This window comes from Hymenobacter norwichensis DSM 15439, from assembly GCF_000420705.1.
GTDB lineage: Bacteria > Bacteroidota > Bacteroidia > Cytophagales > Hymenobacteraceae > Hymenobacter > Hymenobacter norwichensis.
On record NZ_ATVL01000011.1, the window covers coordinates 297,784 to 320,882 of the forward strand.

24 protein-coding genes are annotated in these 23,099 nt (G+C 56.5%); 9 read left to right on the forward strand and 15 right to left on the reverse strand.

The genetic code is table 11. From position 1 onward, the window contains the following. Nucleotides 1-52: 52 nt before the first annotated feature. From G536_RS0121915 to G536_RS29355, 3 genes are all read right to left on the reverse strand, one after another. Nucleotides 53-1,255, reverse strand: coding sequence for a hypothetical protein (locus G536_RS0121915; RefSeq protein ID WP_026880475.1), 1,203 nt, complete (start codon nt 1,253-1,255; stop codon nt 53-55). Nucleotides 1,256-1,389: 134 nt separating this feature from the next. Continuing rightward, a complete protein-coding gene (locus tag G536_RS0121920) occupies nt 1,390-2,352 on the reverse strand; it encodes a cation diffusion facilitator family transporter (protein WP_022825754.1) in 963 nt (320 codons plus the stop codon). A gap of 96 nt (nt 2,353-2,448) precedes the next feature. Then, on the reverse strand, nt 2,449-2,667 hold the full coding sequence (locus G536_RS29355; protein ID WP_084708780.1) for a cation efflux transmembrane domain-containing protein: 219 nt from the start codon (nt 2,665-2,667) through the stop codon (nt 2,449-2,451). Nucleotides 2,668-2,809: 142 nt separating this feature from the next. Here G536_RS29355 and G536_RS0121930 point away from each other — a divergent pair, with 142 nt between their 5' ends. Continuing rightward, a complete protein-coding gene (locus tag G536_RS0121930) occupies nt 2,810-4,249 on the forward strand; it encodes an APC family permease (protein ID WP_022825756.1) in 1,440 nt (479 codons plus the stop codon). A 69-nt stretch (nt 4,250-4,318) separates the two neighbouring features. Continuing rightward, entirely contained in the window at nt 4,319-4,927 is a 609-nt protein-coding gene (locus G536_RS0121935) for a DNA-3-methyladenine glycosylase I (RefSeq protein ID WP_022825757.1), read from the forward strand. 16 nt (nt 4,928-4,943) lie between these two features. On the opposite strand, the gene crcB is transcribed toward G536_RS0121935, so the two are convergent. The 5 genes from crcB to G536_RS0121960 all read right to left on the reverse strand — a co-directional run bounded on the left by crcB (nt 4,944) and on the right by G536_RS0121960 (nt 8,080). Then, nucleotides 4,944-5,321 carry a fluoride efflux transporter CrcB gene (gene crcB, locus G536_RS0121940; RefSeq protein WP_022825758.1) on the reverse strand — a complete coding sequence of 126 codons (378 nt, stop codon included), beginning with the start codon at nt 5,319-5,321 and terminating at the stop codon, nt 4,944-4,946. Between the two features lie 70 nt (nt 5,322-5,391). Next, nucleotides 5,392-5,805 (reverse strand): EamA family transporter, encoded by a 414-nt coding sequence (locus G536_RS0121945; protein WP_022825759.1) that lies wholly within the window; start codon nt 5,803-5,805, stop codon nt 5,392-5,394. 73 nt (nt 5,806-5,878) lie between these two features. After that, the gene (locus tag G536_RS0121950) at nt 5,879-6,394 is read right to left on the reverse strand and encodes a GNAT family N-acetyltransferase (RefSeq protein ID WP_022825760.1); all 516 of its coding nucleotides are present in this window, start codon (nt 6,392-6,394) and stop codon (nt 5,879-5,881) included. Nucleotides 6,395-6,475: 81 nt separating this feature from the next. Continuing rightward, nucleotides 6,476-7,468 carry a porphobilinogen synthase gene (gene hemB, locus G536_RS0121955; protein WP_022825761.1) on the reverse strand — a complete coding sequence of 331 codons (993 nt, stop codon included), beginning with the start codon at nt 7,466-7,468 and terminating at the stop codon, nt 6,476-6,478. Between the two features lie 75 nt (nt 7,469-7,543). Then, complete coding sequence (locus tag G536_RS0121960; RefSeq protein WP_022825762.1) at nt 7,544-8,080, reverse strand: hypothetical protein; 537 nt, start codon at nt 8,078-8,080, stop codon at nt 7,544-7,546. Between the two features lie 173 nt (nt 8,081-8,253). Between G536_RS0121960 and G536_RS0121965 the strand changes: the two genes are divergently transcribed. Beyond that, nucleotides 8,254-8,574, forward strand: a complete 321-nt coding sequence (locus G536_RS0121965; protein ID WP_022825763.1) for a hypothetical protein — start codon at nt 8,254-8,256, stop codon at nt 8,572-8,574. Nucleotides 8,575-8,687: 113 nt separating this feature from the next. Here the strand turns inward: G536_RS0121965 and G536_RS0121970 are convergent, their stop codons facing one another. Beyond that, nucleotides 8,688-9,215, reverse strand: coding sequence for a hypothetical protein (locus tag G536_RS0121970; RefSeq protein WP_169515141.1), 528 nt, complete (start codon nt 9,213-9,215; stop codon nt 8,688-8,690). 72 nt (nt 9,216-9,287) lie between these two features. Beyond that, nucleotides 9,288-10,541 carry an ornithine--oxo-acid transaminase gene (gene rocD / locus G536_RS0121975; RefSeq protein WP_022825765.1) on the reverse strand — a complete coding sequence of 418 codons (1,254 nt, stop codon included), beginning with the start codon at nt 10,539-10,541 and terminating at the stop codon, nt 9,288-9,290. Between the two features lie 210 nt (nt 10,542-10,751). Between rocD and G536_RS0121980 the strand changes: the two genes are divergently transcribed. Both G536_RS0121980 and G536_RS0121985 read left to right on the forward strand, forming a co-directional pair. Next, the gene (locus G536_RS0121980; protein WP_084708782.1) at nt 10,752-11,684 is read left to right on the forward strand and encodes an LEA/WHy family protein; all 933 of its coding nucleotides are present in this window, start codon (nt 10,752-10,754) and stop codon (nt 11,682-11,684) included. Between the two features lie 176 nt (nt 11,685-11,860). After that, the gene (locus tag G536_RS0121985) at nt 11,861-12,358 is read left to right on the forward strand and encodes a methylated-DNA--[protein]-cysteine S-methyltransferase (protein WP_022825767.1); all 498 of its coding nucleotides are present in this window, start codon (nt 11,861-11,863) and stop codon (nt 12,356-12,358) included. A gap of 129 nt (nt 12,359-12,487) precedes the next feature. On the opposite strand, the gene G536_RS0121990 is transcribed toward G536_RS0121985, so the two are convergent. Beyond that, nucleotides 12,488-13,366: an alpha/beta hydrolase gene (locus tag G536_RS0121990; protein ID WP_022825768.1), complete on the reverse strand. Its 879-nt coding sequence runs from the start codon at nt 13,364-13,366 to the stop codon at nt 12,488-12,490. Nucleotides 13,367-13,578: 212 nt separating this feature from the next. On the opposite strand from G536_RS0121990, the gene G536_RS29360 reads away from it, so the two are divergent. Together G536_RS29360 and G536_RS0122000 are read left to right on the forward strand one after the other, a co-directional pair. Then, nucleotides 13,579-14,298, forward strand: a complete 720-nt coding sequence (locus G536_RS29360) for a tetratricopeptide repeat protein (RefSeq protein ID WP_022825769.1) — start codon at nt 13,579-13,581, stop codon at nt 14,296-14,298. Between the two features lie 231 nt (nt 14,299-14,529). Further along, nucleotides 14,530-15,135, forward strand: coding sequence for a hypothetical protein (locus tag G536_RS0122000; protein ID WP_033370670.1), 606 nt, complete (start codon nt 14,530-14,532; stop codon nt 15,133-15,135). A gap of 99 nt (nt 15,136-15,234) precedes the next feature. Here G536_RS0122000 and G536_RS0122005 read toward each other — a convergent pair whose 3' ends face one another. Then, nucleotides 15,235-17,649, reverse strand: coding sequence for a M4 family metallopeptidase (locus G536_RS0122005; protein ID WP_051167065.1), 2,415 nt, complete (start codon nt 17,647-17,649; stop codon nt 15,235-15,237). A gap of 292 nt (nt 17,650-17,941) precedes the next feature. Between G536_RS0122005 and G536_RS0122010 the strand changes: the two genes are divergently transcribed. After that, a complete protein-coding gene (locus G536_RS0122010) occupies nt 17,942-18,730 on the forward strand; it encodes an SDR family oxidoreductase (RefSeq protein ID WP_022825773.1) in 789 nt (262 codons plus the stop codon). Between the two features lie 43 nt (nt 18,731-18,773). Here the strand turns inward: G536_RS0122010 and G536_RS0122015 are convergent, their stop codons facing one another. Beyond that, entirely contained in the window at nt 18,774-18,956 is a 183-nt protein-coding gene (locus G536_RS0122015) for a hypothetical protein (RefSeq protein WP_022825774.1), read from the reverse strand. A 168-nt stretch (nt 18,957-19,124) separates the two neighbouring features. Next, nucleotides 19,125-19,505, reverse strand: a complete 381-nt coding sequence (locus G536_RS0122020) for a hypothetical protein (protein WP_051167075.1) — start codon at nt 19,503-19,505, stop codon at nt 19,125-19,127. A 313-nt stretch (nt 19,506-19,818) separates the two neighbouring features. Between G536_RS0122020 and G536_RS31090 the strand changes: the two genes are divergently transcribed. Continuing rightward, nucleotides 19,819-22,188, forward strand: coding sequence for a response regulator (locus G536_RS31090; protein ID WP_157530842.1), 2,370 nt, complete (start codon nt 19,819-19,821; stop codon nt 22,186-22,188). Nucleotides 22,189-22,194: 6 nt separating this feature from the next. On the opposite strand, the gene G536_RS0122035 is transcribed toward G536_RS31090, so the two are convergent. Then, entirely contained in the window at nt 22,195-22,926 is a 732-nt protein-coding gene (locus tag G536_RS0122035; protein ID WP_022825778.1) for a LytR/AlgR family response regulator transcription factor, read from the reverse strand. Nucleotides 22,927-23,099: the final 173 nt, after the last annotated feature.

A 23,099-nucleotide genomic window follows, 5' to 3' on the forward strand; every position in this document is an offset into this window, starting at 1 on the left:
GCAGCAAACTCAACAGCCACAACTTACGCAAACAAGCCGTAGAATTCGTGAATCAGGAAAAAGCCTCTGCTAAAGCGGGCTTACGGACGGTAGCGTGCTGCACTTGCTGCTGAGCAGCTAACAGTGCTTTGGCGTAGGGCTCGTGTAGTACGCGCAACGGTGGCCCATCGGGGCGCAGTACAGCATCCCAGAGGCCTGAACGGTGCCATTCCCGGTCCAGGAAATCCCAGTCGGGCCGGTCGAGGATGGGGTAGAGGCACACGCCCCACAGCGGAATCCCCATTTTCAGCGCGGCGGCACATTCGCGCCCAATCATTTCCATCCAAACAGGCCGGTCTACACCGGGGTGGCTGGTTTCAGTGAGTACAATGGGGCAGCCATACCGCTCGTGGGCCATAGCCAGCAGGTGGCGCAACGGCTTCCACTGCGGGTGAGCGGGCTGGTCGTTCCATGGAATGCGGTGGTGCGGGTCCAGCTCCCACTGGTTGTCGTAATAGAAATTGAAGCCTAGCATGTCCAGGTACTCGGGGCGGCCGCCCAGCTCGGGGCACAGCCGGCCCGCCAGCATATCCACCGACTGAAATTGGTGCGACGTGTACTCGGCCATGCGCTGCCGCTCAGCACGTTTGGCGCCGGGCTTAGGTACGATGTTGATAAGCGGCTCGGTGGTTAGAATCCGCACATTGGGGTCCACTTCGCGCATAGCGGCCACGCCCTCAATATAGGCGCGCATTAACCCACGCTTCACTTCCCAACCTTGGCCCACGCAGTAAGGCGAAGTGCCGCGCACGTCGCCACCCAGCCAGCTCATAAAGCTTACCTCGTTGATAGGCGTTACAATTAGTTCGCCCTCGGGCTGCTCGTCGCGGTAGAACTGCACAAAGGCCCGGCACAGCGCCGCGAAACGCCGCGCAAACAGCGGGTGTAAAGGGGTCATGTCGTCGGGGTAACCGAAGTGGCAGATGTCCCAGAGCTGCTGAATGCCGTGGCGGCGGCCAGCGGCCAGCATGTCGCGTACGGTGCTCCAGTCGTACTGATACGGCACTTTCTCGATTTGGCTCCAGCGGATACCCTCTCGCACCGTGGTCAGGTTGTACTGCTGCAAATCCTGGTAGTCCTGGTCAATGAGCTGCAAGTGGCCGGTGAGGGGCAGAAAATCGACACGGTTGCCGAAACAGTTGAGTTGGTCGGTACATTCGTAACCGGCCATCCAGAACGATTGAAACGGATTCGAGCGAGTAGTAGCAGGCGGCATAAGGTCGGGAATAGGGTAGAAAAACGGCGTCAACCCGGTTGAGCTGACGCCATTTTAACTGTAGAAGCCAAGATAAAGTTGGAATCAGCCTGAAACTAACCCTGCTCCAGCAAGTTGCGCCGGAATTGTGAGCTTTAAATCTGCGGAGATACTGCCGACGAATCAGAAGCCAACGGTGCCCGCTGCTTACCTGCAATGGACTTGGCTTCAATGAAAATGCGCTTAAATTCAGGAAACTTAGCTCGTACTACATCTTGCAGCCGACTAACGGCCTGTTCTACTTCATTAGCCGACAGGTGGTCTTGGAATTCCACGTCGAGTGCCAATACCACGTCATGCGGGCCCATGTACATAGTAAGTGGCCGCCGAATAGCTTCTACGGCGTGGTCTTGGCGGGCTAAGGCTTCCAGTTCATCCAGCGTGGCATCATCTACGCCTTCGCCTACTAGCAAGCCTTTGGTCTTATATATCAAGAAAATAGCTACTGAAACGAGCAGGAGCCCAATGCAAATAGACGCGCCGCCATCGAAATACGGATTGTTCAGCAGATGCCCGAAGTACACGCCCACCAAGGCAATGGCCAAGCCCGTTAGGGCCGCCAAATCTTCCATCAGGATAGCGAAAACCGAAGGGTCTTTGCTACGACCCAGCGTTTCCCAGAAGCCAGCATCACCCCGGTCTTTGTTGAACTCGCGGAACGCCAGGAAGCAGGAAATGCCCTCGAATACCAAAGACAGCCCCAAAACCACGTAGTTCCAAGTGGGGTCGGTGATGGGGGAAGGGTGCTTGAGGTGTTCTATACCCTCGTAGAACGACATGCCGCCGCCCACCGAAAACACCAGGATAGCCACAATTAATGACCAGAAATACAGCTCCTTACTGCGCCCAAATGGATGGCGGGAATCAGCAGGTTTTTCCGATTGCTTGACCCCAAACAGAATTAGCAGGCCGTTGCCACTGTCTACCAACGAGTGAATGCCCTCGGAAAGCATGGCCGAGCTACCGGTAAAGAAGGCGGCCACAAACTTGGAAATGGCAATAGCGACGTTAGCCCCGATGGCCCCGTAAATGGCAACTTTAGAACCCCCAGCAGACATGAAAATGTGGTTGGTGAAGCCCGAAGACAGGAACGGGTTGTCGGTGGTACGCAGCCAGGCAGAACGAGGTTAGCTGCTGCCTAGCAATAATGGAGCTTATGCAGAAGTAGTAGCTATTTTCATCTTGTGGCGCTGGCTGCGGCTCATGCCAAACAGAATCAGCAGGCCGTTGCCACTGTCTACCAAAGAGTAAATGGCCTCGGAAAGCATAGCAGGGCTATCCGTGAAGAAAACAGCCGCAAATTTGGAAACAGCAATGGCCCAGTTGACGCCAACGGCTCCGTACACCACTCTTTCAGAAGAGTTGCTTGCCATGCCTCAGGAGATAAAACCGCCAGAATAGCCTAGCTTCTTAGGCGTATGCAGCCGTTAACTACAAAGTTCACCCATGAACTGCCCGCCAAGCAGGGCGGATATCACTCGAACAATCTGCTTTTATCTGACTTTTACCCCTCATATGGCTGAACCCGCTACTCCTCCTACTTCTGCATCTGCTGCTCCCCTCCGCCGCCGGCTGGGGCTGGTGCAGGCCACGGCCCTCAACATGATAGACATGGTAGGCATCGGGCCATTCGTGACGCTGCCGCTGGTTATGGGCTTTATGGGCCCGAACTTTCTGCTGGGCTGGTTGGCCGGAGCGGTACTGGCGCTGGTTGATGGTTTGATTTGGAGTGAGTTGGGTGCTGCCTACCCTGAGGCAGGCGGCTCGTACCGGTTTCTGAAACTAGCTTACGGCGAACAGAAATGGGGCCGGCTAATGTCGTTTCTGTACGTGTGGCAAACCTTGGTGCAGGCGCCGTTGGTGGTGGCTTCGGGCGCCATTGGGTTTGCGCAATACTTCAGTTACCTGGTACCGCTACCCGAATGGTGGCAGCCCAAACTGGTGGCCGGCGTGGTGGTACTATTGCTGATTGCACTGCTCTACCGCCGCATAGATGACATTGGCCGGCTAGGGGTGATGCTGTGGGTGGGTGTGCTGGGCCTCATGGGCTGGCTGATTTTCGGGGGACTCACCCACGCTACACACGCAGTGGCTTGGCTGCCGGAAGGCGGCCTGTCGGGCCTGGTTTCGTGGCAAGATGGACAACTGACGGGTGTGTTGCTGTCGGCTGCGCTGGGGCAGGCGGCCGTCAAGACTATCTACTCCTACTTGGGCTACTACAACGTGTGCCACTTAGGCGGCGAAATTCAAAACCCGCAGCAGGTAATTCCGCGCAGTATTTTTTTGAGCATTCTGGGCATCATGGTGTTGTATCTGCTGCTCAATTGGAGCGTGGGGGCCGTTATTCCGTGGCAGGAAGCCAGCAAGTCGCAGTTTATTGTCAGTGCCTTCGTTGAAAAGCTCTATGGCGCTACGGCTGCCAAAGCTGCTACGGCATTGGTGCTGTGGGTGGCGTTTGCCTCATTGTTTGCGGTGTTGTTGGGTTACTCGCGCATTCCGTACGCCGCCGCCGCCGACGGTGAGTTTCTGCCAGTCTTCGCCAAAACCCATCCTACCAAGCAATTCCCGCACGTATCGTTGCTGATTTTGGGTGGGGTAGGGTTTGTATTTAGTCTGCTGTTCCGGCTGGGCGAAGTCATCAGCGCTATTCTGGCCATGCGGATTCTAGTGCAGTTTGTGGGGCAGGCCGTGGGGTTGGTGCTGCTTCGGCGGCGGCGCGGCACGGCGGGCCTGCCATTCAAGATGCCACTCTATCCGCTGCCAGTTGTGGTGGCCGTGGTGGTATGGCTATGGGTATTCTGGAGCATCAAGGACGGCGCCGTGCTCTACGAAAGCGCTGATACGCGCATCTTCTTGCCTTTCCAGGTGGCCGCCCTGCTCATGATGACGCTGGGTACCGGTGTGTTTCTGCTGTGGAGCCGCCGGCTGGGCCGCTGGCCGTTTGCGCGGGGCTGATTGTAGCACAAGTACCGCCGTATTTCTGCATTATGCCTGTCAAGCAGTTGGTTTTCAAGTTTTTGATAAATGACAGATGGTTTGCTTTCCTGCTCATGGTTTGCTCAAAGCCCATTGCTGCAAGCTTTCCACGACCATGAATGGGGCGAGCCAGTGACAGAGCCAGGCATCCTGTTTGAGTATCTAGTGCTGCACTCGTTTCAAATCGGGTTCGATTTTCCGGTGGTGCTGGGGCGTCGAGAGGCATTTCGGGAGTATCTGGCTGGCTTTAACCCAGTGCAATTGGCGCGGTTTGGGGAGGTAGAAATAGAGGAACTGCTGCTTAATCCGCGCATTATTCGCAACCGGCGCAAGTTGCAAGCTACCGTGCAAAACGCTCGCGCCTGGCTACAACTCCAGCGGGAACTAGGCGGCGAAGACCAGCTGCTACCGTTTTTCTACGCCTTTGTGGGAGGGCAGCCATTCAATACTCAACGGCGTAGTGGCTGCTCTGCGCCTAGCACTACACCCGCCAGTATGGCTATGAGCAAGGAATTAAAGCGCCGCGGCTTTGCCATGATGGGACCCGTAACTTGCCACAACATCATGCAAACCGCCGGTTTGCTAAACGACCATCTGCTGTCGTGTCCGCAACATGAAAAGTGCCGGTTGCTGGCACTGGCCAGTGCCAGCAAATAGCCAAGCAACCAAGTGCTTATAAAGCCCGAACCAATGCTACGCCGGCAAACGTAGCCAGTAACCCCAGCAAAACGCTCCCCACTACGTACAGCACCACCAAGGCATACTGTCCGTTTTCTAGTAGAGCGAGGGTTTCGTAGGAAAAGGTGGAAAAAGTGGTGAAGCCCCCGCAAAAACCAGTAGTGAGTAACAGCCGCATTTCGGGCGAGGCAATAGTGCCCCGCTCGGCCGATGCGTAAAACAAGCCAATTAGCAGGCAGCCCAGCACATTCACCAGCAAAGTGCCCAGTGGAAACGGCTGCGCGAAATACCGCGCCACCAACAACTGCCCGTAGTAGCGGCACACACTGCCCACGCCGCCGCCAAGAGCAATAAGAACTACGTGTCGGAGCATAAGACTGGGCAAAGGGGCTTGCTTCAAGAGAAAAAGAGGCTGGCAAGATAAGGCATTGCCGCCTGGAGCCTCACAAAATTAGCACCAGCGTACCGCCAATGATAAGCAGAGCCCCCAGCGCCGCTTTCAGCGTAAGTACCTCTCCCAAAAACAGCACCGACAGCACAATGGCAATGGCCACGCTCAGCTTATCGACGGGCGCTACCTGCGACACTTTGCCGAGTTGTAACGCCTTAAAATAGAAGATCCACGACAAACCCGTAGCCCCACCCGACAGTATCAGGAACAACCAATTGCGCGGCGTGAGCGAGTGCAAATCAGCAGCGCTACCCCGCGCCCACACGATACCCCAGGCTACCAGCAGGATAACAACGGTCCGGATGGCCGTGGCCAAATCCGAGTTGACGCCCTTGATGCCTACCTTAGCCAGCACAGCCGTAAGTGCCGCAAAAACGGCCGAAAGCAAAGCGTAAGTCCACCACATGAGGTTGAGCGTTGGTTGTTGCGGGCTGCGTGTTATTTCGTTCTAACGACAATCGGCCCGCAACAACTAACGCCTACCCTTCAATCTTCTTCTCGTAGCAGAAAAAACGTAGGCCCGGCCGGAAGCCCAGCGTGATTTCACCCGCAAAGCGGTAGCCTAGCTTGGGAAACAGTCGCTGAGTGGCGGCGTTTTCCGAGTTAGTGTCCACGCGCAACGTGTTTAGGCTCCACTCGCGCGCTAGCACTTCGGCTTGCTGCAACAGCGCCGCGGCCACTCCTTGCCCTTGCGCGGCTGGGTCTACGGCCAATCGGTGCGTTACTACGGCCGGCGTGGTGGGGTCCCAGTCGGCTTGGGCGTACTCAGGGTCTTGGGCGTTGTTGGTTAGTGCTGCTATACCCAGTAGCTGACCATCCAGCTCCGCTACCCACAACTGCTGCTGGCGGATATCTTTCTGAAAAACCGCTTCATTCGGGTAGTCCGCCGACCATTGGAAGTTACCGGTTTCATTCATCAGCGGCACCACCCGGCGGATAAGTGTCACGATGGCGGGCAAATCGGTGGGGGTAGCAAGGCGGAGGGTGAGCGGCATGACGGCTGGGAAGAAGTGGTGGAAGCGCAAAAAAAGAACGCGCCAAAGCGCGTTCCTAATTCTTCAAACGAAAATCGAGGGCTAACCCCGCCGCAGCACTTCGGCAGCGTCGGGGGCGAAATAGGTCAGGATGGCGTCGGCACCAGCGCGCTTGATGCTGGTTAGTACTTCCATCATGGCCTTTTCGCCGTCGATCCAGCCGTTTTGGGCAGCTGCTTTCACCATAGCATACTCGCCCGAAATATTATAGGCGGTAACGGGTAGGTTGGTAGCGTTTTTCACTTCCCGGATGATGTCGAGGTAGCTCAGGGCTGGCTTAATCATCACCATATCAGCGCCTTCGGCTTCGTCGAGGGCCAATTCGCGCAAGGCTTCCAGGCGGTTGGCGTAGTTCATCTGGTAGGTTTTCTTATCGCCTTTTTTCGGGGCCGAATCCAGGGCGTCGCGGAAGGGGCCGTAGAAGGCCGAGGCGTATTTGGCGGTGTAGCTCATGATGCTTACGTGCGAAAAGCCGTTGCTGTCGAGCACGTCCCGAATCCAGGCTACCCGGCCGTCCATCATGTCCGAAGGCCCAATGATGTCGGCGCCGGCACGGGCCTGAGCCAGCGCCATTTGACCAAGGATTTCTAAAGAAGCATCGTTGAGAATCTCGCCCGATTCTGCATCCACGATACCGTCGTGGCCATCGGAGGAGTACGGGTCCATGGCTACGTCGGTCATGATGGCTACTTCCGGAAACTGCCGCTTGATGTCGGCAACGGTACGCAGGTACAGGCCTTCAGGGTTTTTCGACTCTTGAGCCAGCCGGTCTTTCAGTGTATCGTTGATGGCCGGAAACGGCGCAAAGCTCTTGATGCCCAGCTCCACGCAACGCCCAATTTCGTCGATGAGGCGGTCGGCGGTGAAGCGGTAGATGCCGGGCATCGAGTGGATTTCCAGCGCTTTGCTCTGGCCTTCAATCAGGAAAACGGGGTAGATAAGGTCGTGCGTGGTAAGGCGCGTTTCCTGCACCATGTCGCGGATAACCTGAGACTTCCGGTTGCGGCGCGGGCGGTGCGTGGGGACGTTGGGCATTGGTTCGGTCAGTTGGTAAGACGGGATAGAACAACTGAGGCAAAGGTAAGGTTGCGGCCGGGGTGGTGCAGTGGCTTATTTCCAACGCCAACTGCCTACGTAGCCTCGGGCAAGAAATAAGTAACCAGGCACACCCAACGCCAGCCCGACCAATAAACCTGACCCTCCCCCAATAGTCAGTCCTAGTACTAAGGCTCCAATAACAAGCGCAATTCCCCCAAGAAAGAACACATCATCAGTCTTGGTAGTGGAATGATGCGGCCTCCTGTATTGGGGCTTTTTTGAAGTGATGGTAGCTTTGTGTTCCTGTCTTGCCACCAGATAAGGCTGCATAATCCTAATTGGCTGGCGGTGAGATTGTATCTGTTCGGTTTGTACTCTGGTCAGGCGTTGCAGGTGAGGCGAAAAGCTTCTGCTGCTTAATGAAATAGTAGTTGTATGCGTCGAGCTGTTCGCCTGAACTAGCTTATAAATAACTTCAACAGAGGCCGTATCCCCCTGCACTGCCAGTGGCTGAACCGGGCGAAACTGAAACGCCACTTTCTCGCTACGGCAGCCAGCTAGCAACAACAGCACCAGTGCGAGCCCATAAGCAGAAGATATGCTAGGCATAAAGCGAGAATAGCAGGTAAAAGTAGAGCAACGAAGCTAGTGTAAGTGCTTCACTGTGAAGCTCGACACTATGAAGAAGGCAGAATTTTCTACAGCCTTTCTTTCCGGTTTGGCCGTAAAAGCTGGCAGAGCATAACTAGTCCCACCCAACTTTCACCAATCAGAACAACGCTATGAAAGACAGCAAGCAAACCCCGAATCATCCGAATAGCGGCGAAACTGGCAAACAAGCTCCTGGCGTAAGCGGCCAGCCGTCCGGTCCGCACGAAGGCCCCGTAGCCGGCGACGCTACCAACACCCGTGGCGAGAATGTACCCAGCGCTGAAGGCCACGGCGGCGGCGCCAAAAAAGCTAAAGCTGACACCAAACAAGATAGCCCGCAAGGCTCAAAGGCGGCCCCATCGGATGAGCGCGGCGCCGACAGCTCCGACAAAGAGTTCCGCAACAACCAGCCCAACGACAGCACTTCCCAAACCGGCCGCCACACGTCGTAAGTGTAAGCAGCCACTCAACATGAAGGGCCCATAGCCTGCCGATGAAGATAATCGGTAGGCTATGGGCCCTTCTTTTCTAGCAGGATGGAAGCAGTTCTATGATTCGAGCTAGCCTACATATTGAAGAACTCCTGGAACACTTCCAGCCAAGCATGTTTACCCCCAATGCCCACTCCCAAAAAGTAGTAACCGAGTAGCACCACCAGCGCGCCCACGCCTAACCCTAGCCAGCCACCTAGCAAAATGCCCCCTACTACGCCACCCACCACCAAGGCCGCGCCCAGTAGAAAGGCGGCTGTGTGCTCCAACTGCGGCTGCTGCGGCCGGTGGTGCTTACTGGTAGTATTTGATTTAGAGTAAGATGTGGCGGCGCTGGCTGACTTGAAAGGAACTGGAATCAGCCGCTCAACCAGCCGTACTCGCTTAGCTTGTCGATGCCGAGGGATGGCAGGTACTGCCGCTACAGGCCGCTCCGCTGGCGTAACGGCAGCTATTGTCTTTTCTAGAACGGTAGCTACAGCAGGGCGGGTATCCAGCTTAGAAGGCGGCGGTGCGGGCTGAAATTGGAAGGCGGTTTTAGTGGTTTGGCAGCCAGTGGCCAGCAGCATGAGCGCGCAGTAGAAAAGTAAAGTTTGTTTCACAGCAGAGGACACAACAGAAAAGTAGGTCGCCCAAGATAGGACGACCTACGCAGGTTACAGGTGGTCTTGTGCTTAAAACGCCAGAATCACCTCTTCAATAATGTCGCAGGCTTCGTGAAGCTGCTCTTCGGCGATAACCAGCGGCGGCGCGAACCTAATAATGTCGCCGTGGGTGGGCTTGGCTAGTACGCCGCGCTCCATGAGGGTCACGCATACGTCCCAGGCAGTGCGGCCGTCAGCGTTGGGCTTGATAACCACAGCGTTGAGTAAGCCTTTGCCGCGCACCAGCTCCACCACTTCGGGGCGCTTGGCCTGCACCCGGCGCATCCGCTCCCGAAATACCTCGCCTAGGGCCCGCGCGTTGGCGGTCAGCTTTTCATCAATGAGCACGTCCAACGCAGCGCGCATCACCACGGAGGCCAGCGGGTTGCCCCCGAACGTAGAGCCGTGCTGGCCAGGCTGGATAGTAAGCATGATTTCATTGCGGGCTAGCACTGCCGACACGGGCAGCACGCCGCCGCTCAGGGCCTTGCCCAGAATCAAAATATCGGCGTGCACGCCCTCGTAGCACACGGCTAGTAACTCGCCGGTGCGGCCCAGCCCGGTCTGGATTTCGTCGGCAATGAACAGCACCTTATGGGCCTTGCAAATGGCCGCGGCCTTAGCCAGATAGCCTTCCGATGGCACCATCACCCCAGCTTCACCCTGAATCGGTTCTACTAAAAAGGCGCACACGTGCGGGTCTTGCACGGCTTCTTCCAGTGCGGCCAAATCATCATACGGTACCACTTGGTAGCCAGGCGTGTAGGGCCCGAAGCCGCCGGTGGAATCGGGGTCGGTGCTGAAGGAGATGATGCCGGTGGTGCGGCCGTGGAAGTTGTGTTCGGCCACCAGGATACGGGCCTGATTAGGGGCAATGCCCTTCTCCTGGTAGCCCCACTTGCGGGCTAACTTGAGGGCGGTTTCCACGGCTTCGGCCCCCGAGTTCATCAGTAGCGCCTTGTCGTAATTGAACAGTTCACAGAGCTGCTTCTCAGCCGCGCCCAACTGGTCGTTGAAGAAAGCCCGGCTAGTGAGCGTCAGCTTCTGGGCCTGCTCGGTAAGAGCTCCGATAATGCGTGGGTGGCAATGGCCTTGGTTCACGGCTGAGTAGGCTGATAGGAAGTCGTAGTAGTGCTTGCCGTCCACATCCCAGAGGTGCACCCCTTCGCCCCGGCTCAGCACCACGGGCAGCGGATGGTAATTGTGGGCACCGTATTGGTCTTCGAGGGCCATGAATTCCTGGCTGCGGCTGCTGGTGTCGGTAGTGGTGGATGGGGTGGACATAGCGAAAGGAGTGGGGCTGGGAAAAAGGTAAAGCACTGTAAGCCAAACCTACGCAAAAAGCACCGACTGGGGTGAAGCCCAACGGTTAGTGCCTCGACTATAACAAGTTAGCCGACGCTCTTCGTATAGAAATGTAAGATGTTGATTGATAGTGCATTGTGTTGTTGTGCTTCAAGCTCGTCACTATACTTTCATTTAAGCTGAAGCGTAATGGCTACTCGTTCTTTTGTTAAGCGGCATCCGGTGGTGTCGGTCTTATTGGTATTGCTACTGCTGTTGGTTGGCGCAGTAGCATGGGTGTATTTCAAAAACGAGAAAGGCAAGGGCTTGCTCCCTACGTTGGCCGACACCAGCAAGGAGTTGCTGCCCACGCTGGAAAACACCACCCTCGCCATCAACAACATAACGCCCGATTCGCTGAAAGCGCAGGTGAAAATGGACATGCACAACAACATGCCCATCACGTTGCGCATCGACAGCCTGCGCTACCAAACCCGTGTCGATGGCACCTTGCTCACCCAGGGAGCTAAAGACAGCTCCTTGGTGCTACACGGCGACTCGCTCAGCCACCTGAGTTTGCCCGTAGCCATGGACCTGAGCAAGGTGAAGGATAAGCTGAAAACCAGCCAGCAGGATTGCGTGGATGTGCAGCTGACCATGGACCTATACACCAAGCTGCCCATAGCCGGCACCAAAAAAATACCCGTGGAAATAACCCAGCGCGTGTATGTGCCCAAACTACCGAAGGTGGAAATAGACGATGTAGACGTGACCGACTTGGGCCTGAAAAACGGTGAAGCCATCGTCCGCTTCAACATCACCAACTACAACCCGTTCCCAGTTACCATCAAGCAGGTGAATTACCGGTTTCGGGTTGGCGGCGACGATATGGACATCAAGGGCACCGAAACCAAGGACATCACTTTCCGCAAGCGTGGCACTGAAACCATGCCGGTACACATACGGTTCGAGCCCAAGGCACTGCCCAAAGTGGCGTTCAAAACCCTGTTTAAAGCCAAAAAAACACCTTATAACTTGACAGGTAACGTGGTGGTTGCAGCAGGAAAGCACAACCCAAAGGATATGACGATGAAGTTTGCCAGCACCGGCTCCCTCAAAGACCTAAAAGACATTCCGAAGTAGGGGCTTCTGGGCGAACGGAGTTGTTGTTGCGACGCAGCAAGGAAGTTGAGCTGAAGAAGCTCCCCCATTTAAGTTGGATTGCTCCTGCATCGAGGTGGTAACACTGCTATAGGCATTGGCGCTATGGTAAAACCGGTATTTTTACTGGCTTTCCCTCCAACTTGCTTCTGCAAAAGATGCTCCTTTCCGCTGCCACTCACGCCTACCTCACTTCCCCGCTGGGTATCTTGGCGCTACACGGCACCGAGGCCGGTTTAGTTGCCGTGCAGTTTCTGGATGCGCCTCAGCCTGAGACACCAGCGGCAGAAGTGCCGGAGTGCCTGCGGGAAGCTTGCCGGCAATTGCGCGCCTACTTCCAGCGGGAACTGCGCGACTTCAACCTAACATACGATGTGCAGCAAGGCACTGAGTTTCAGCGGCAGGTGTGGGCCACATTGCTTGGTATCGGGTTCGGCCGCACGGCGTCTTACCTTGACCTGGCCCGACAACTGGGCAACCCCGGTGCTGTGCGGGCCGTGGGCGCCGCCAATGGCCAGAATCCGTTGGGCTTGGTATGGCCCTGCCACCGCATCATTGGGGCCAGCGGCCAGCTAACTGGCTACGCCGGCGGCCTGTGGCGCAAAAAGTGGCTTCTTGAGTTTGAGCAACCCACCGCACAGGCGTCTTTGTGGTGAGCGGTGAGATGGTGAAAGTAGAACGTCATGCAGAGGCAAACCCGGAGTATATTGCCTACTAAAACTGATTATTACTTCAACATCACTATGTAAGATGCTTCGGCTGTGCCTCTGCATGACGGCCTTGTGTCATTTCACCATTTTCAATAGTTCCTGGTAAATCACGTTGTCTTTCCAGTACAGCTGCAACACCATGGGTGCGTGCTTTTTACCGGGTAGTACCGTGAACTTAGGCGGGTGACCGAGGCTAGTTAGTCTCTGCTCGAATTTGCGGCTGCTGTTGCGGATAGATGGGTAGGTTTCGCCCCCAATGAAGATCAGAAAAGGAGGGGCGGCAGCCGTAACATGGTATAGCGCCGATACATCCTTCCAGACTTCCGGCTGCTTGCCGTAAGGGATGAGGTATTGCGCGTCGTTGGGGTACTCCAACTTGGTGAGGTAGTCAAACATATCAAGGCCGGCCGGGTCGTCGAGGATAGCGCCTTTGATGGGGTTCTGCGCCAAGCCGCGCCGCGCAAACAGGCGATTGTCGGTAGCCAGCAACGCCGCCAGGCCGCCCCCGGCCGAGTGGCCCATCATAAACAGCCGCTGTGGGTCGCCGCCGTATTCTTGAGCGTGCTCAGTGACCCAAACGACGGCGCGGGCGCAGTCGTCGGCCATAGCGGGTACTTCCACTTTCGGAGAGAGTCGGTAGTTGATAACCACGGCCACTACCCCTTGCTTGGCCAGCCGCCGACCTACAAACGAGTAGAAATTCTTGTTGCCGCTGTTCCAACTGCCGCCATGTATAAACACCACTATGGGATACGGTGCTGTGGATTTCTTGCGCGGAGCATATACATCCAGCAAATGCCGTTCGGCGTCGAACGTAGGGTCGGTGGCGGGCACGTAGGCTACATCCTGAGTGCGGCGACTAGGGCGGGCAGTGGCATATTCGTTGGCTACTACCAGCAGCAACGGTAGCACGAGCAAGGCTGGCGCAAGCAGCCAGCGGCGAGAAAACAGCATATAAACAATAAAAAAACGGCCCCTTGATTAGCCGCGCTTCACACCTACGCATCATTGCTGCTACCGGATGGGTTGGAGGCTGGCAAAGCATAAGTTGCTGTGAAAACCTTGCACACCACAACGCCCGTTCGGAACGTTATATTTGTCGGAACCCATGGTGGCCGCAGTGCTAGTGGCTGGGTGTTTTCGTTTTTTTGTACCCGTTTGCTCACATGAAATACCCACTGTACGTGGCCCTCGGGCTGCTCACCTTATTCACCCTGCCCGCTGAGGCGCAGCGCAAAACTAAAATCAAGGCGAAAGGCGACGTGGCCGTAAGTGCCGCCAACCGGCTCCAACCATTATTCGGAGGCATTTCACCCGCCCAGGCGGAGGGGGTGGTTGGCGCAGCGTTTTTGGCTGATGTGCAGCGTAGCTTCGCCTCCAAGGAAGAAGCTAGCCGCTTTTTTTCCACTAAAGCTTACGAATACCTCACCGAGGGTAAGCCTGATACGGCCATCTACCGCTTCAACCTGGCTTGGTTGCTCAACCCCAAAAACGCCGACGTGTACCGCGGCCTGGGCGTTATCAGCAGCCGCAACCCCACCCCCGACGAATCCATTAACCTGCTCAACCAAGGCCTGGCACTGGCTCCCAACGACGCCCTGATTCTCAGTGACCTAGGCAGCAGCTACCTGATTCGATACGAGCAAACCAAGAAGAAAAAAGACCTGACTACCGGCCACGACTACCTGCAAAAAGCCGCCGCTGCCGACCCCAACAATGCTGTAGCCTGGCAGCAATTGGGCCGGGCGTATTTCTTGCAGGAGGATTACACCAAAGCCTGGGAAGCCATTCACAAAGGCGGCAGCCTCAACGTATCCAGCATCGATTTCGATTTCTTGAGTGAGCTGATTGCCAAAATGCCCGATCCCCAGGGAATGTTCAAGTAGGAAATAGGTAATTAGGTAGTGAGGTTGATATTCTGCTTCCCACTCGCTACTGCGTAAACTTCTCACCTCCTCACCCAATCACCTTTTACTGTAAACTGAGTGAAGTTTTCCCAGCTAATTTTTTCTGCTCTTGCAGGCCTCACCCTTGCACATACTGCCACCGCTCAAGATAGGCCGGAGCGCCGCCGCAAACATTATGATGGCCAAGCACGCGCTTATCACCGAGGGCCAGTGCGTTTCACGGCTGGCGGTGGGGCGGCTTTTTACAGCGGGGACTTAGGCAGCAGCCTCTCCGAGAATTTTGTGGGCGGTAGCTTTAGCCTGGGAATGGTGTATCTGCTACGGCCGCACTGGGTGATTGGGGCCGAGGGCACGTATTTCCAGATTGGCGCCAAAGACCAGCTGCCTGAGCGGGGCTATGCCTTCCGTGGGCGCAATGCGAGTGGCGTTACGTTCTTGCGGTATGAGTTGCTGCGCGACGAAGGTGCATATGCTAACCGCAAAAAGGCTCCAGCCTTGGTGAAGCCTTACATAAAAGCCGGTGCCGGCTTATTGCTCTACAACCCCAAATCGTACCGCGGTACCACCCGCCCCGACGAGCGAACCGTGTTCCTGAACCCTGAACGCAACGACTACCCCGCTCTAGCTGTAGTGGCTCCGGTGGGCCTGGGTGTGGTGCTGCGGCTTTCGCCTAAACTGAATGCCACATTGGAGGGGGCGTACTACTTTACCACCACCGACCACCTCGACGACATCAGCACCCGTGCTAACCCCAGCCAGAACGACGGATACGGTATTGCCGAACTGAAACTGGAATACGCTCCCTGGGGCCGTTAAGCGCAACTGCTTCCCTACCGTAGCTACATAAAAAAGGCCCGTCGGAAGACGGGCCTTTTTTATGTAGCTACGGTAGGGAAGTGCCAGAAGCTTGAAGGGCTACTGCTTCACGAAGCGCTGGTGGAACACCTTCTGGCCATCGGTGGCAGTGAGGGTATAGATGCCTTTCGCCAAGGTGGCAACGTTTAGCTGATTGCCTTCCACTTGTACACCAAGCACTTTCACGCCCCGCAAATCGGTTACCGTTACCGAGGTAATGGCAATGTTGTTGGGCATGGTAAGGCGCAGTACGTCGGTGGCTGGGTTGGGGTACAGCTCCAGGTTTTGGGTGGTAGTTTGAGTGAGCAAACCCATGTTGCCACCGTTAGCAGAACCAGTTTCCGCAACGGCTGCCCCGCCCGAGATGGTGATGCTGTAATCTTCGGTTTCGCCGTAGCTATAAGAGCCGCAGCTGGTGGTGGCCGCGTTGTCGCTCATCAGAACCCGCATGCGGGTTTTGCCGGTTTTGGCCGTAGCGGGCACCGTGAAGGTGCTGCTGAGCGTAGCCGCGCTGCTGCTGCTGCCACTCACCACGGTTTCGCTGGCATCAGAGAAGTCACCGTCCTGGTTATAGTCGATGAAAATTTTCCAGTACTCGGTGTAAGCCGTGCTAGTGAAGCCCGCCGAGAAGTTGATGGTTTGCGAAGTGCCGGCCGTTACGTTGGCGTTCAGGGCCGTGCCATCGTAGTAGCCCGCGTCTTTGCTGGAAGTGCGGTTGATGCCACCGAGGCTCACCAGATCAATCCATTCGTAGCTGACGTTGGTGCCTTTGCTGGTGCAGTACGCAACCGTAGTAGGTGGCGGGGTGGTAGTGCCACCGCCAGCCGCAGCGCCTACGCCCACGGCGTACCAGGCGTTGGTTACGGCTGTTACCTGCGCCGAACCTGCACCATACAGGTCAGTAGCGGCCTGGATGGAATAGGTGCGTGTCGCTGCGTAGTTAGACGAGGCCGTGAGGTACACGCTTTCGGTGCGGTAGGCAATTTTGGCGGCGGCATCAATCCCGATGCCGGTTACGCTGTAGGCGCTGCCGATGTCGTTGGTGCCGGTTTTGCCCACGCTCAGGATGTAGAACCAGTGGTTGAGTACGCCGCTGTTGGTGTGCACGCCGCCGTTGTCGCCGGTGCCGCTGTACCAGCTGGTGCCTTTGTAGGTATCGGGCTGGCCTTCGGCATTTGGGTTACTCATTGAGCGGAGCGAAGGCCGCACTTTGTCGATGTCCTCGCCAATCAGCCAGGTTGCCTTGTTGGGGTCCTTGTAATACTCCACGGCCGCGCCCCAGATATCGGAGAAGCCCTCGTTCAGAGCACCCGATTCGTTGGAATACGTGAGGTTGGCGGTGCTGGAGCACACGGCGTGCCCGATTTCGTGGGCGCATACGTCCAGCGAGGTCAAGGGGTCGAAGCGGGTGTACCCGTCGCCGTAGGTCATTACCGAGCCGTTCCAGTAGGCATTTTCGTAGCCTTTACCGTCGCCGGGCGTATCATCAAAGTGCACGTAGCTCTTGATTTTAGCGCCGGCGTTGTTGTAGGAGTTGCGGGCATGCACGTTCTTCCAGTAGTCGTACACGGCCTGGGCACCCCAGTGAGCATCCAGGGCGGCGTTATCGAAGTTGGCGTTGGCGTACTCGGTCCAGCTGTTGTCGGCGTCTACAAAGTCAACGGCGTTGGTGTAGCTGTTGCCTTTCTTGCAATTGTAAGTTTCAATACCCGAGCCACGGGTGGCTTCGCGCAAGTAATAGCCGCCAGTGGTGGTGCTGGTGGCGCTACTTTGGGTGCCCGAGTACTTGGTGGCAAACGTGCCGGTAGCTGCCGCGTGCTTGATAATGGCATCCTGCAACACCACTTCGCCGGAGTGGGCATCTACGTACACGTAAGCGCGGCTCACTGGGCTTTGCGCGTACACATCAAATTTCCAGGCTAGCGTGGGTTTGCCGGTGCGGGCAGGGTTGGTGCTTAGCTCGTTGCGCACAATCACCAGTTCACCCTGAGGCCGGTAGGTGGCGGCCGGATTGTTTTCCTGCTGCTTCAAGCCCGCTTCCTCTGCTGGGTCTTCCCACATGTACTTCTTGGCCCCCACAAAAGAAAGGGCTCGTTGCAGGGCGGCTTTGGCGTCCACGGAAGGCATTACGCTCAAGTTGCTGATGCGCTCCACTTGGCCGCTCATGCTTTCCACTTTGCCTTGTTTGGCGTGCAGCGTGTAGGTGGCGTGCTCTACCTTGATGCCTTTGTAGTATTGGGTATACTTTTCATGGGCAAAGCCTAGTTTGTCGAGTTCGGTGCGGGCGCGCAGCATCTGGTCGTCGTTGCTGAGCTGGAGCTGCTCCACAAATGCCTGCCGGGCTTGGCTAAGCGTGTAAGCGGGAGCTTCCGCCCGAAACTGGACGAGGGCCGGTGTGCCATCTTCGGCCATGAATTTTTTGGCAGCTTTGGTGGCATCCTGGGCAAAAGCCGATGAGCCAGGCAGCGCGCCCATTAAAAGGAGCGCTGCTACAGGGTACTTTTTTAACATAATGAGTTGGTTGGAAAGGAAGGATAGAACGGGTGCTTACTTTTTGGTAAGCGTATAGCCAATTTACACTTTTGTCAATATGTAATCGTTTGCGTTAAAAATATATCCTATCAAGCAGTATATAATTTGAAATATACTAATAATATAAGTGATAATTAATCTTGATTCTATTTTATTAATATAGTTTTAATGCTGATTTACTTGCTTGCAGGAGCACTGAAAGGCCATAGTTTTACACATATCTTTTCCTACCTATATGACTCAACCTTCTGCTCTTTTACAAACCCGATGGAGCCTAGCTGGTCAGCTAGCCATTGTAACGGGTGCATCCAAAGGTATTGGCGCCGCTGTGGCCGCCGAGCTGTTGGCCTTCGGAGCAACGGTACTAGCGGTGGCCCGCCAAGCTCCCGAACTGGAAGCACAGGTAGCCGCGTGGCGCGCCGCCGGCTTCGAGGCCCACGCCGTAGCCGCCGATGTTAGCCAAGAAACTGGGCGGCAGCAAGTGCTAGCAGCAGCAGCGCAGTTGGGACCGGCAGTGCATATCCTCGTCAACAATGTGGGAACCAACATCCGCAAGCCTACCATCGAGTACTCCGCGGCGGAATTTCAGCATTTGCTAGCCACCAATCTGGAGTCGGCATTTGGGCTGTGCCAAGGCGCATATCCGCAGTTACAAGCGGCCGGCAACGCCAGCATCGTTAATATTTCGTCGGTGGCTGGCCTTACGCACGTGCGCACCGGGGCCATTTACGGCATGACCAAAGCTGCCCTCAACCAACTTAGCCGCAACCTAGCTGTGGAGTGGGCCAGCGCGGGTATCCGCGTCAACACGGTGGCACCGTGGTACATCCAAACTCCGCTAGCTGAAACCGTGCTGCGCAACCCCGATTACTTGAAACAGGTGCTGGACCGCACCCCGCTCGGCCGCATTGGCGAGCCGGAGGAAGTGGCAGCGGCCGTGGCTTTCCTGTGCTTGCCTGCCGCCCGTTACATCACCGGCCAGTGCCTGAGCGTAGACGGTGGCTTCGAGGTATTCGGCTTTTAAGCATACGTTGGCGACTGAGTGTAACCGAAGTCGGCGGCAAGGTTTATTTATTCCGTTCCAAATACCACCACAGCCCGCCCACAGCCAGCGTGGCCGCAGCTACTAGCGCCACGGTGGTAGTACCGCGGCCGTAGTTCACGCACGAGCAATCCGTAAACAGCGGCTGGCCATTCCAGCGAATACGGCGGCGGCAGGCAAAGCAGGGCGACACGAAGGTAGGGTTCATAGGGCAGTTGTATAAGAGTATAGACGTTAATACCATAGTGCTCCTTTGGTAACCGTTGGGCTCGGTGGCAGCGCACCAGGCTAGGAGTAAAGCCCCCTTGCAACACGAAAAAAGCCGCCCCACTTCGGGGCGGCTTTTTCCATCATAGGCCCGATGGCCCAGTATGCCTTACTTCAGCAACTCAGCGCTCTGGCGGCACACGTCGCGGGCAATTGCCAGGTTGGTGTCGCGCGAATTCACCGCCAGATAGATGAACTTCTTGCCGTCGTCGGTCAGGTTGATGAGGTGAATTTGGTTGGTGAGGGTGATGAGGATATCATCAATCTTCTCGCCTTGCAGCTTCAGGGCCGACATGGCCTTTTGCTTCTGCTTTACTACTTCGGTGTTGTAAGCAGCGGCCGTTTCGGGGTTCAAGCCGGGAGTGTTGCTGTGCGAAGCCAGGGCCATGCCCGACTGGATGTCAACTACGGCTACGGCCATCAGGCCCGGCAGCGAATCGATGATTTCTTGTACGGTCAGACCGGCGGGGGTGTTGGTAGAGTAAGCCATGATGGAAAGTTGGTAAATGTTGAAAATGAATGAGATGTAAATCGAAGTAGGCGGGTAGTTGGCGAAGCGAGTGATTTGCTTGACTCGGCAGCCCTTGTGCCCCGTTGACATTACAAGGATAGGGCAGCGCTGAGCCGGCTGCCGGACTTTCTGCCGGATTGCCACTTTTTTGCAGTGAACGGTCGTATTTTTACAGTGAATGGAAATGCCCAGCCTTTCACCACGTGACGTATCTCTTGAGCCCTCTCAACTAAACCGGGAACCTGCTGCCGGAGCAGCATAGTTGATACTGGCCACCCTTATCCTGTTTTGCATGCCGTTCCCATCTGCGCGCCCATTCATTCCATCCGAAGCCGAAATGCGCATTGCGGAGCTGGAGCAGGCGCTACGCGAAGCCGACGAGCGCGCTACCACTGCCGAGCGCCGGTTGGCTGGTATGGTAGAGCAAGCCGAGCCCGGTCGGCTTCTGGTTGGGCCTGATGGAACTATCGAGCGTATCAATGAGGCGCTGTGCCAACTGCTAGGCGCCCCGGAGCCCCCAACCTATTGGGTGGGCCAGCCGGCCGATGCACTACTGGCCCGGTTGCAGCGTCTGATGGTGCATGCTAAGCAGTACGCGCAACAAATGCAGGAGCACCGCACCGCGCAACAGCCTGTACTAGGCGAAGAAATACCGCTCTGCGACGGCCGCATGCTAACCCAGGACTATGTGCTGCTGCCGGCCTCCAACGGGGCAGCCCGCTCCGAGCTGTTTAGTTACCGCCTGCTTTCGTCGCCTGCCTCCGCCGAAGACACCATTAAGAGCCCGGCCGGGCAGCTCCTGCGCGACTTACCCGCCGCCGTAGCCACCCACGATTTGCAAGGTGTGTTGCTCTCCTGTAACCACGCCTTCGCGCGCCTTCTGCAACGCCCGGCCATGCATCTGCTGGGTACCCCGCTAAGCGAGTTTACGCCCAGCGCCGACCAGGTCCAGGCTGGAGCTACCTACATAGCGCAGTTTCAAATGGCCCGGGCGGCGGTGCAAGGCCAACTGCCAGTGCTGACTCCCGAAGGTGCCCATCGGCACCTGCTTTATCGCGCTAACCGCCTCGACCCGCCGGGGCAGCCGCCATACGTGCTGCTATGTGCCCTCGACATCACGGAACGGACGCAGACGGAAGCTGAGCTAAAACGCGCCAAAGAAAAAGCTGAAACGTCGGCGCAGGCCAAGGAAACATTTCTGGCCAACCTCAGCCACGAAATCCGGACGCCCATGAACGGGGTGCTGGGCATGGCCCGCCAGCTTACCAAAACCTCCCTCGACCAAACCCAGCGCGAACTGCTGCGCATCATTCAAGCCTCGGGCGAGCATCTGTTGGCCGTGCTTAATGAAGTGCTCGACCTCACCAAAATCAGCTCGGCGCGGCTGGAGTTAGAGCAGATGTCGTTTGATTTGCGCGCCTCTATGGAAGAAGCCCTGCGGCCCCTGGCTGTGCAGGCCACCGAAAGATGCATCAACTTCCACGTTGCTTTGCTATTGCAGTCGGAGCCGCTGCCTCGGGTGATGGGCGACCCATTTCGGCTGAATCAAGTGCTTATCAACTTGGTGTCCAACGCTCTCAAGTTCACTCCCGCCGATGGCAGCGTTTCAATAGGAGGCTTCCTGATAAGCGAAACCGAAACCCACCTCACGGCTGGTTTTCGGGTGACGGATACGGGTATTGGTATTCCCGCCGATAAGCTTGACCATATTTTCGAGGACTTTGTGCAGGCTGGTACTGATACCGCGCGGCGCTTCGGCGGCACCGGTCTGGGCTTGGGTATTGCCCGCGCCCTCGTCGAGCAGATGGGCGGCGCTATTACCGTGGAAAGCCAGCCGGGCAACGGTAGCACGTTTCAGTTCACCGTGACGCTGCCGCTAGCCGAAGGCAGTGAAAACGAGTCGAGCCCAGCCCTCACCGACACCGGAGCGCTGCACAAACGGCGGGTGCTGGTAGTGGAAGACAACCACATCAACCGCGAGGTGGTGCGCCTGCTGCTGCAAAGCTGGGGTGTGGAGGTAGACGAAGCTGAAGACGGCCCCACAGCCTTGGACCTGCACTCCCAGCACCACTACGATGCTATCCTGATGGATATCCAGATGCCGGGCATGAGTGGAGTGGAGGCTACCACTCAAATCCGGCTGCACCCCGAGTTTGAGCGGGCCCAGGTGCCGGTGCTGGCCCTCACCGCCAATGCCTTCCGCTCCGACCTCGACCGGTACCTAAAAGCCGGCATCAATGAGTGCCTAACCAAACCATTCAAAGAAGAAGAGTTCTACCGCAAGCTAGTGGCGTTGGTGCAAGCCCCACCCACACCACTCTACAACCTAGCCTTAGTGCATGAGCTAGCCGACGGCGACACTGTTTTCGTGGAGCGCATTATCCGGTCGTTCTTGTTGCATATTCCGCCTAGCATCCAGCAAATTCAAACGGCGGCTGCCGCCGGGCAGTGGGCGCAGGTAGCCAAGCTGGTGCATCATATCAAGCCCAATCTGGTGCAGTTTGGGGTAGCAGCTCTCACCCAGCCATTGCAGCTACTCATGGAGCAGCCCCGCCCCGGCGCCAAAGCCGCCACCCTGCGCACGGCCGCCGTGCGGCAACTGGTTCGGCAAGTAAACCGCGTATTGGAGGCTCTGCCCGAGCAATTGCCCGCTGTGTCTTAAGCTAGTCTACAGGGCCCCCAGCCGCTGCGTGAGCTGCTCCTGATACGGGCGGCTCACCGGTACTTCGTGGTGGCCCAGACGCAACATATTGTCTTCCAGTGCTTCTACCCGGTGTAGGTTCACAATGTAGGAGCGGTGCACCCGCACGAAATGGCGGAAAGGCAGCCGGTCTTCCATGTTCTTGAGCGTGCCTCCTACAATGTGCTTGTGCTTGTCAGTTACTAGCAGCACATAGGTGGAAAGCGCCTCAATGAAAAGCACATCTTCGAAATTGATGCGTTGCAGCTTTCCGTTGATTTTCACAAATAGGTCGGTGCCAGTGGCGGAAATATCGGTGGGTACAGCGGCGCTGAGGGCTGGCGAGGCTGGTTGATGCTGTTCCGTGACGCGGGCAATAGCTTGGCAAAACCGCGCGTAATTCACCGGCTTCACCAAGTAGTCGAGTACCCGTAGCTCAAAAGCATCCACAGCAAACGAAGCGTGCGTAGTCACCAGAATGATAGCGGGTTTCGGCTCGGGTAGCAGTTTTACTAGCTCCAACCCACTGATGTGCGGCATTTCAATGTCCAGCAGCAGCACGTCCACCGGGCCACCGTCGTGGAAATAGGTTAGGGCTTCCACTGCATCCGGAAACGACGCGGCCAGTGTCAGTTGGTCGTGCCGCTCCACGGCCCGTTCCAGCGTGAAGCGGTTTATTTCGTTATCGTCGATAATAACACAGGCAAGCAGAGTAGCCATGATAGTAGCTTAAAGCAATTGGTACGCTTAATTACGAAACCAAGGATAGAGAATAGCACCGGAAATGGCTTTAAAGGTAATAGCACCGCCCCAGCTTGCATGTATAACTAAAAAATAGAATACTGGCTATGTAGTTGACAGTAAACAGAAAAGGCCAGCGCTGAACACGCTGG

What these genes read in the sequence shown, in the direction of transcription:
- G536_RS0121915 (WP_026880475.1), bottom strand. Translation starts at nt 1,255, where the DNA reads ATGCCGCCTGCTACTACTCGCTCGAATCCGTTTCAATCGTTCTGGATG.
- G536_RS0121920 (WP_022825754.1), bottom strand. Translation starts at nt 2,352, where the DNA reads ATGTCTGCTGGGGGTTCTAAAGTTGCCATTTACGGGGCCATCGGGGCT.
- G536_RS29355 (WP_084708780.1), bottom strand. Translation starts at nt 2,667, where the DNA reads ATGGCAAGCAACTCTTCTGAAAGAGTGGTGTACGGAGCCGTTGGCGTC.
- G536_RS0121930 (WP_022825756.1), top strand. Translation starts at nt 2,810, where the DNA reads ATGGCTGAACCCGCTACTCCTCCTACTTCTGCATCTGCTGCTCCCCTC.
- G536_RS0121935 (WP_022825757.1), top strand. Translation starts at nt 4,319, where the DNA reads ATGACAGATGGTTTGCTTTCCTGCTCATGGTTTGCTCAAAGCCCATTG.
- crcB (WP_022825758.1), bottom strand. Translation starts at nt 5,321, where the DNA reads ATGCTCCGACACGTAGTTCTTATTGCTCTTGGCGGCGGCGTGGGCAGT.
- G536_RS0121945 (WP_022825759.1), bottom strand. Translation starts at nt 5,805, where the DNA reads ATGTGGTGGACTTACGCTTTGCTTTCGGCCGTTTTTGCGGCACTTACG.
- G536_RS0121950 (WP_022825760.1), bottom strand. Translation starts at nt 6,394, where the DNA reads ATGCCGCTCACCCTCCGCCTTGCTACCCCCACCGATTTGCCCGCCATC.
- hemB (WP_022825761.1), bottom strand. Translation starts at nt 7,468, where the DNA reads ATGCCCAACGTCCCCACGCACCGCCCGCGCCGCAACCGGAAGTCTCAG.
- G536_RS0121960 (WP_022825762.1), bottom strand. Translation starts at nt 8,080, where the DNA reads ATGCCTAGCATATCTTCTGCTTATGGGCTCGCACTGGTGCTGTTGTTG.
- G536_RS0121965 (WP_022825763.1), top strand. Translation starts at nt 8,254, where the DNA reads ATGAAAGACAGCAAGCAAACCCCGAATCATCCGAATAGCGGCGAAACT.
- rocD (WP_022825765.1), bottom strand. Translation starts at nt 10,541, where the DNA reads ATGTCCACCCCATCCACCACTACCGACACCAGCAGCCGCAGCCAGGAA.
- G536_RS0121980 (WP_084708782.1), top strand. Translation starts at nt 10,752, where the DNA reads ATGGCTACTCGTTCTTTTGTTAAGCGGCATCCGGTGGTGTCGGTCTTA.
- G536_RS0121985 (WP_022825767.1), top strand. Translation starts at nt 11,861, where the DNA reads ATGCTCCTTTCCGCTGCCACTCACGCCTACCTCACTTCCCCGCTGGGT.
- G536_RS0121990 (WP_022825768.1), bottom strand. Translation starts at nt 13,366, where the DNA reads ATGCTGTTTTCTCGCCGCTGGCTGCTTGCGCCAGCCTTGCTCGTGCTA.
- G536_RS29360 (WP_022825769.1), top strand. Translation starts at nt 13,579, where the DNA reads ATGAAATACCCACTGTACGTGGCCCTCGGGCTGCTCACCTTATTCACC.
- G536_RS0122005 (WP_051167065.1), bottom strand. Translation starts at nt 17,649, where the DNA reads ATGGGCGCGCTGCCTGGCTCATCGGCTTTTGCCCAGGATGCCACCAAA.
- G536_RS0122010 (WP_022825773.1), top strand. Translation starts at nt 17,942, where the DNA reads ATGACTCAACCTTCTGCTCTTTTACAAACCCGATGGAGCCTAGCTGGT.
- G536_RS0122015 (WP_022825774.1), bottom strand. Translation starts at nt 18,956, where the DNA reads ATGAACCCTACCTTCGTGTCGCCCTGCTTTGCCTGCCGCCGCCGTATT.
- G536_RS0122020 (WP_051167075.1), bottom strand. Translation starts at nt 19,505, where the DNA reads ATGGCTTACTCTACCAACACCCCCGCCGGTCTGACCGTACAAGAAATC.
- G536_RS31090 (WP_157530842.1), top strand. Translation starts at nt 19,819, where the DNA reads ATGCCGTTCCCATCTGCGCGCCCATTCATTCCATCCGAAGCCGAAATG.
- G536_RS0122035 (WP_022825778.1), bottom strand. Translation starts at nt 22,926, where the DNA reads ATGGCTACTCTGCTTGCCTGTGTTATTATCGACGATAACGAAATAAAC.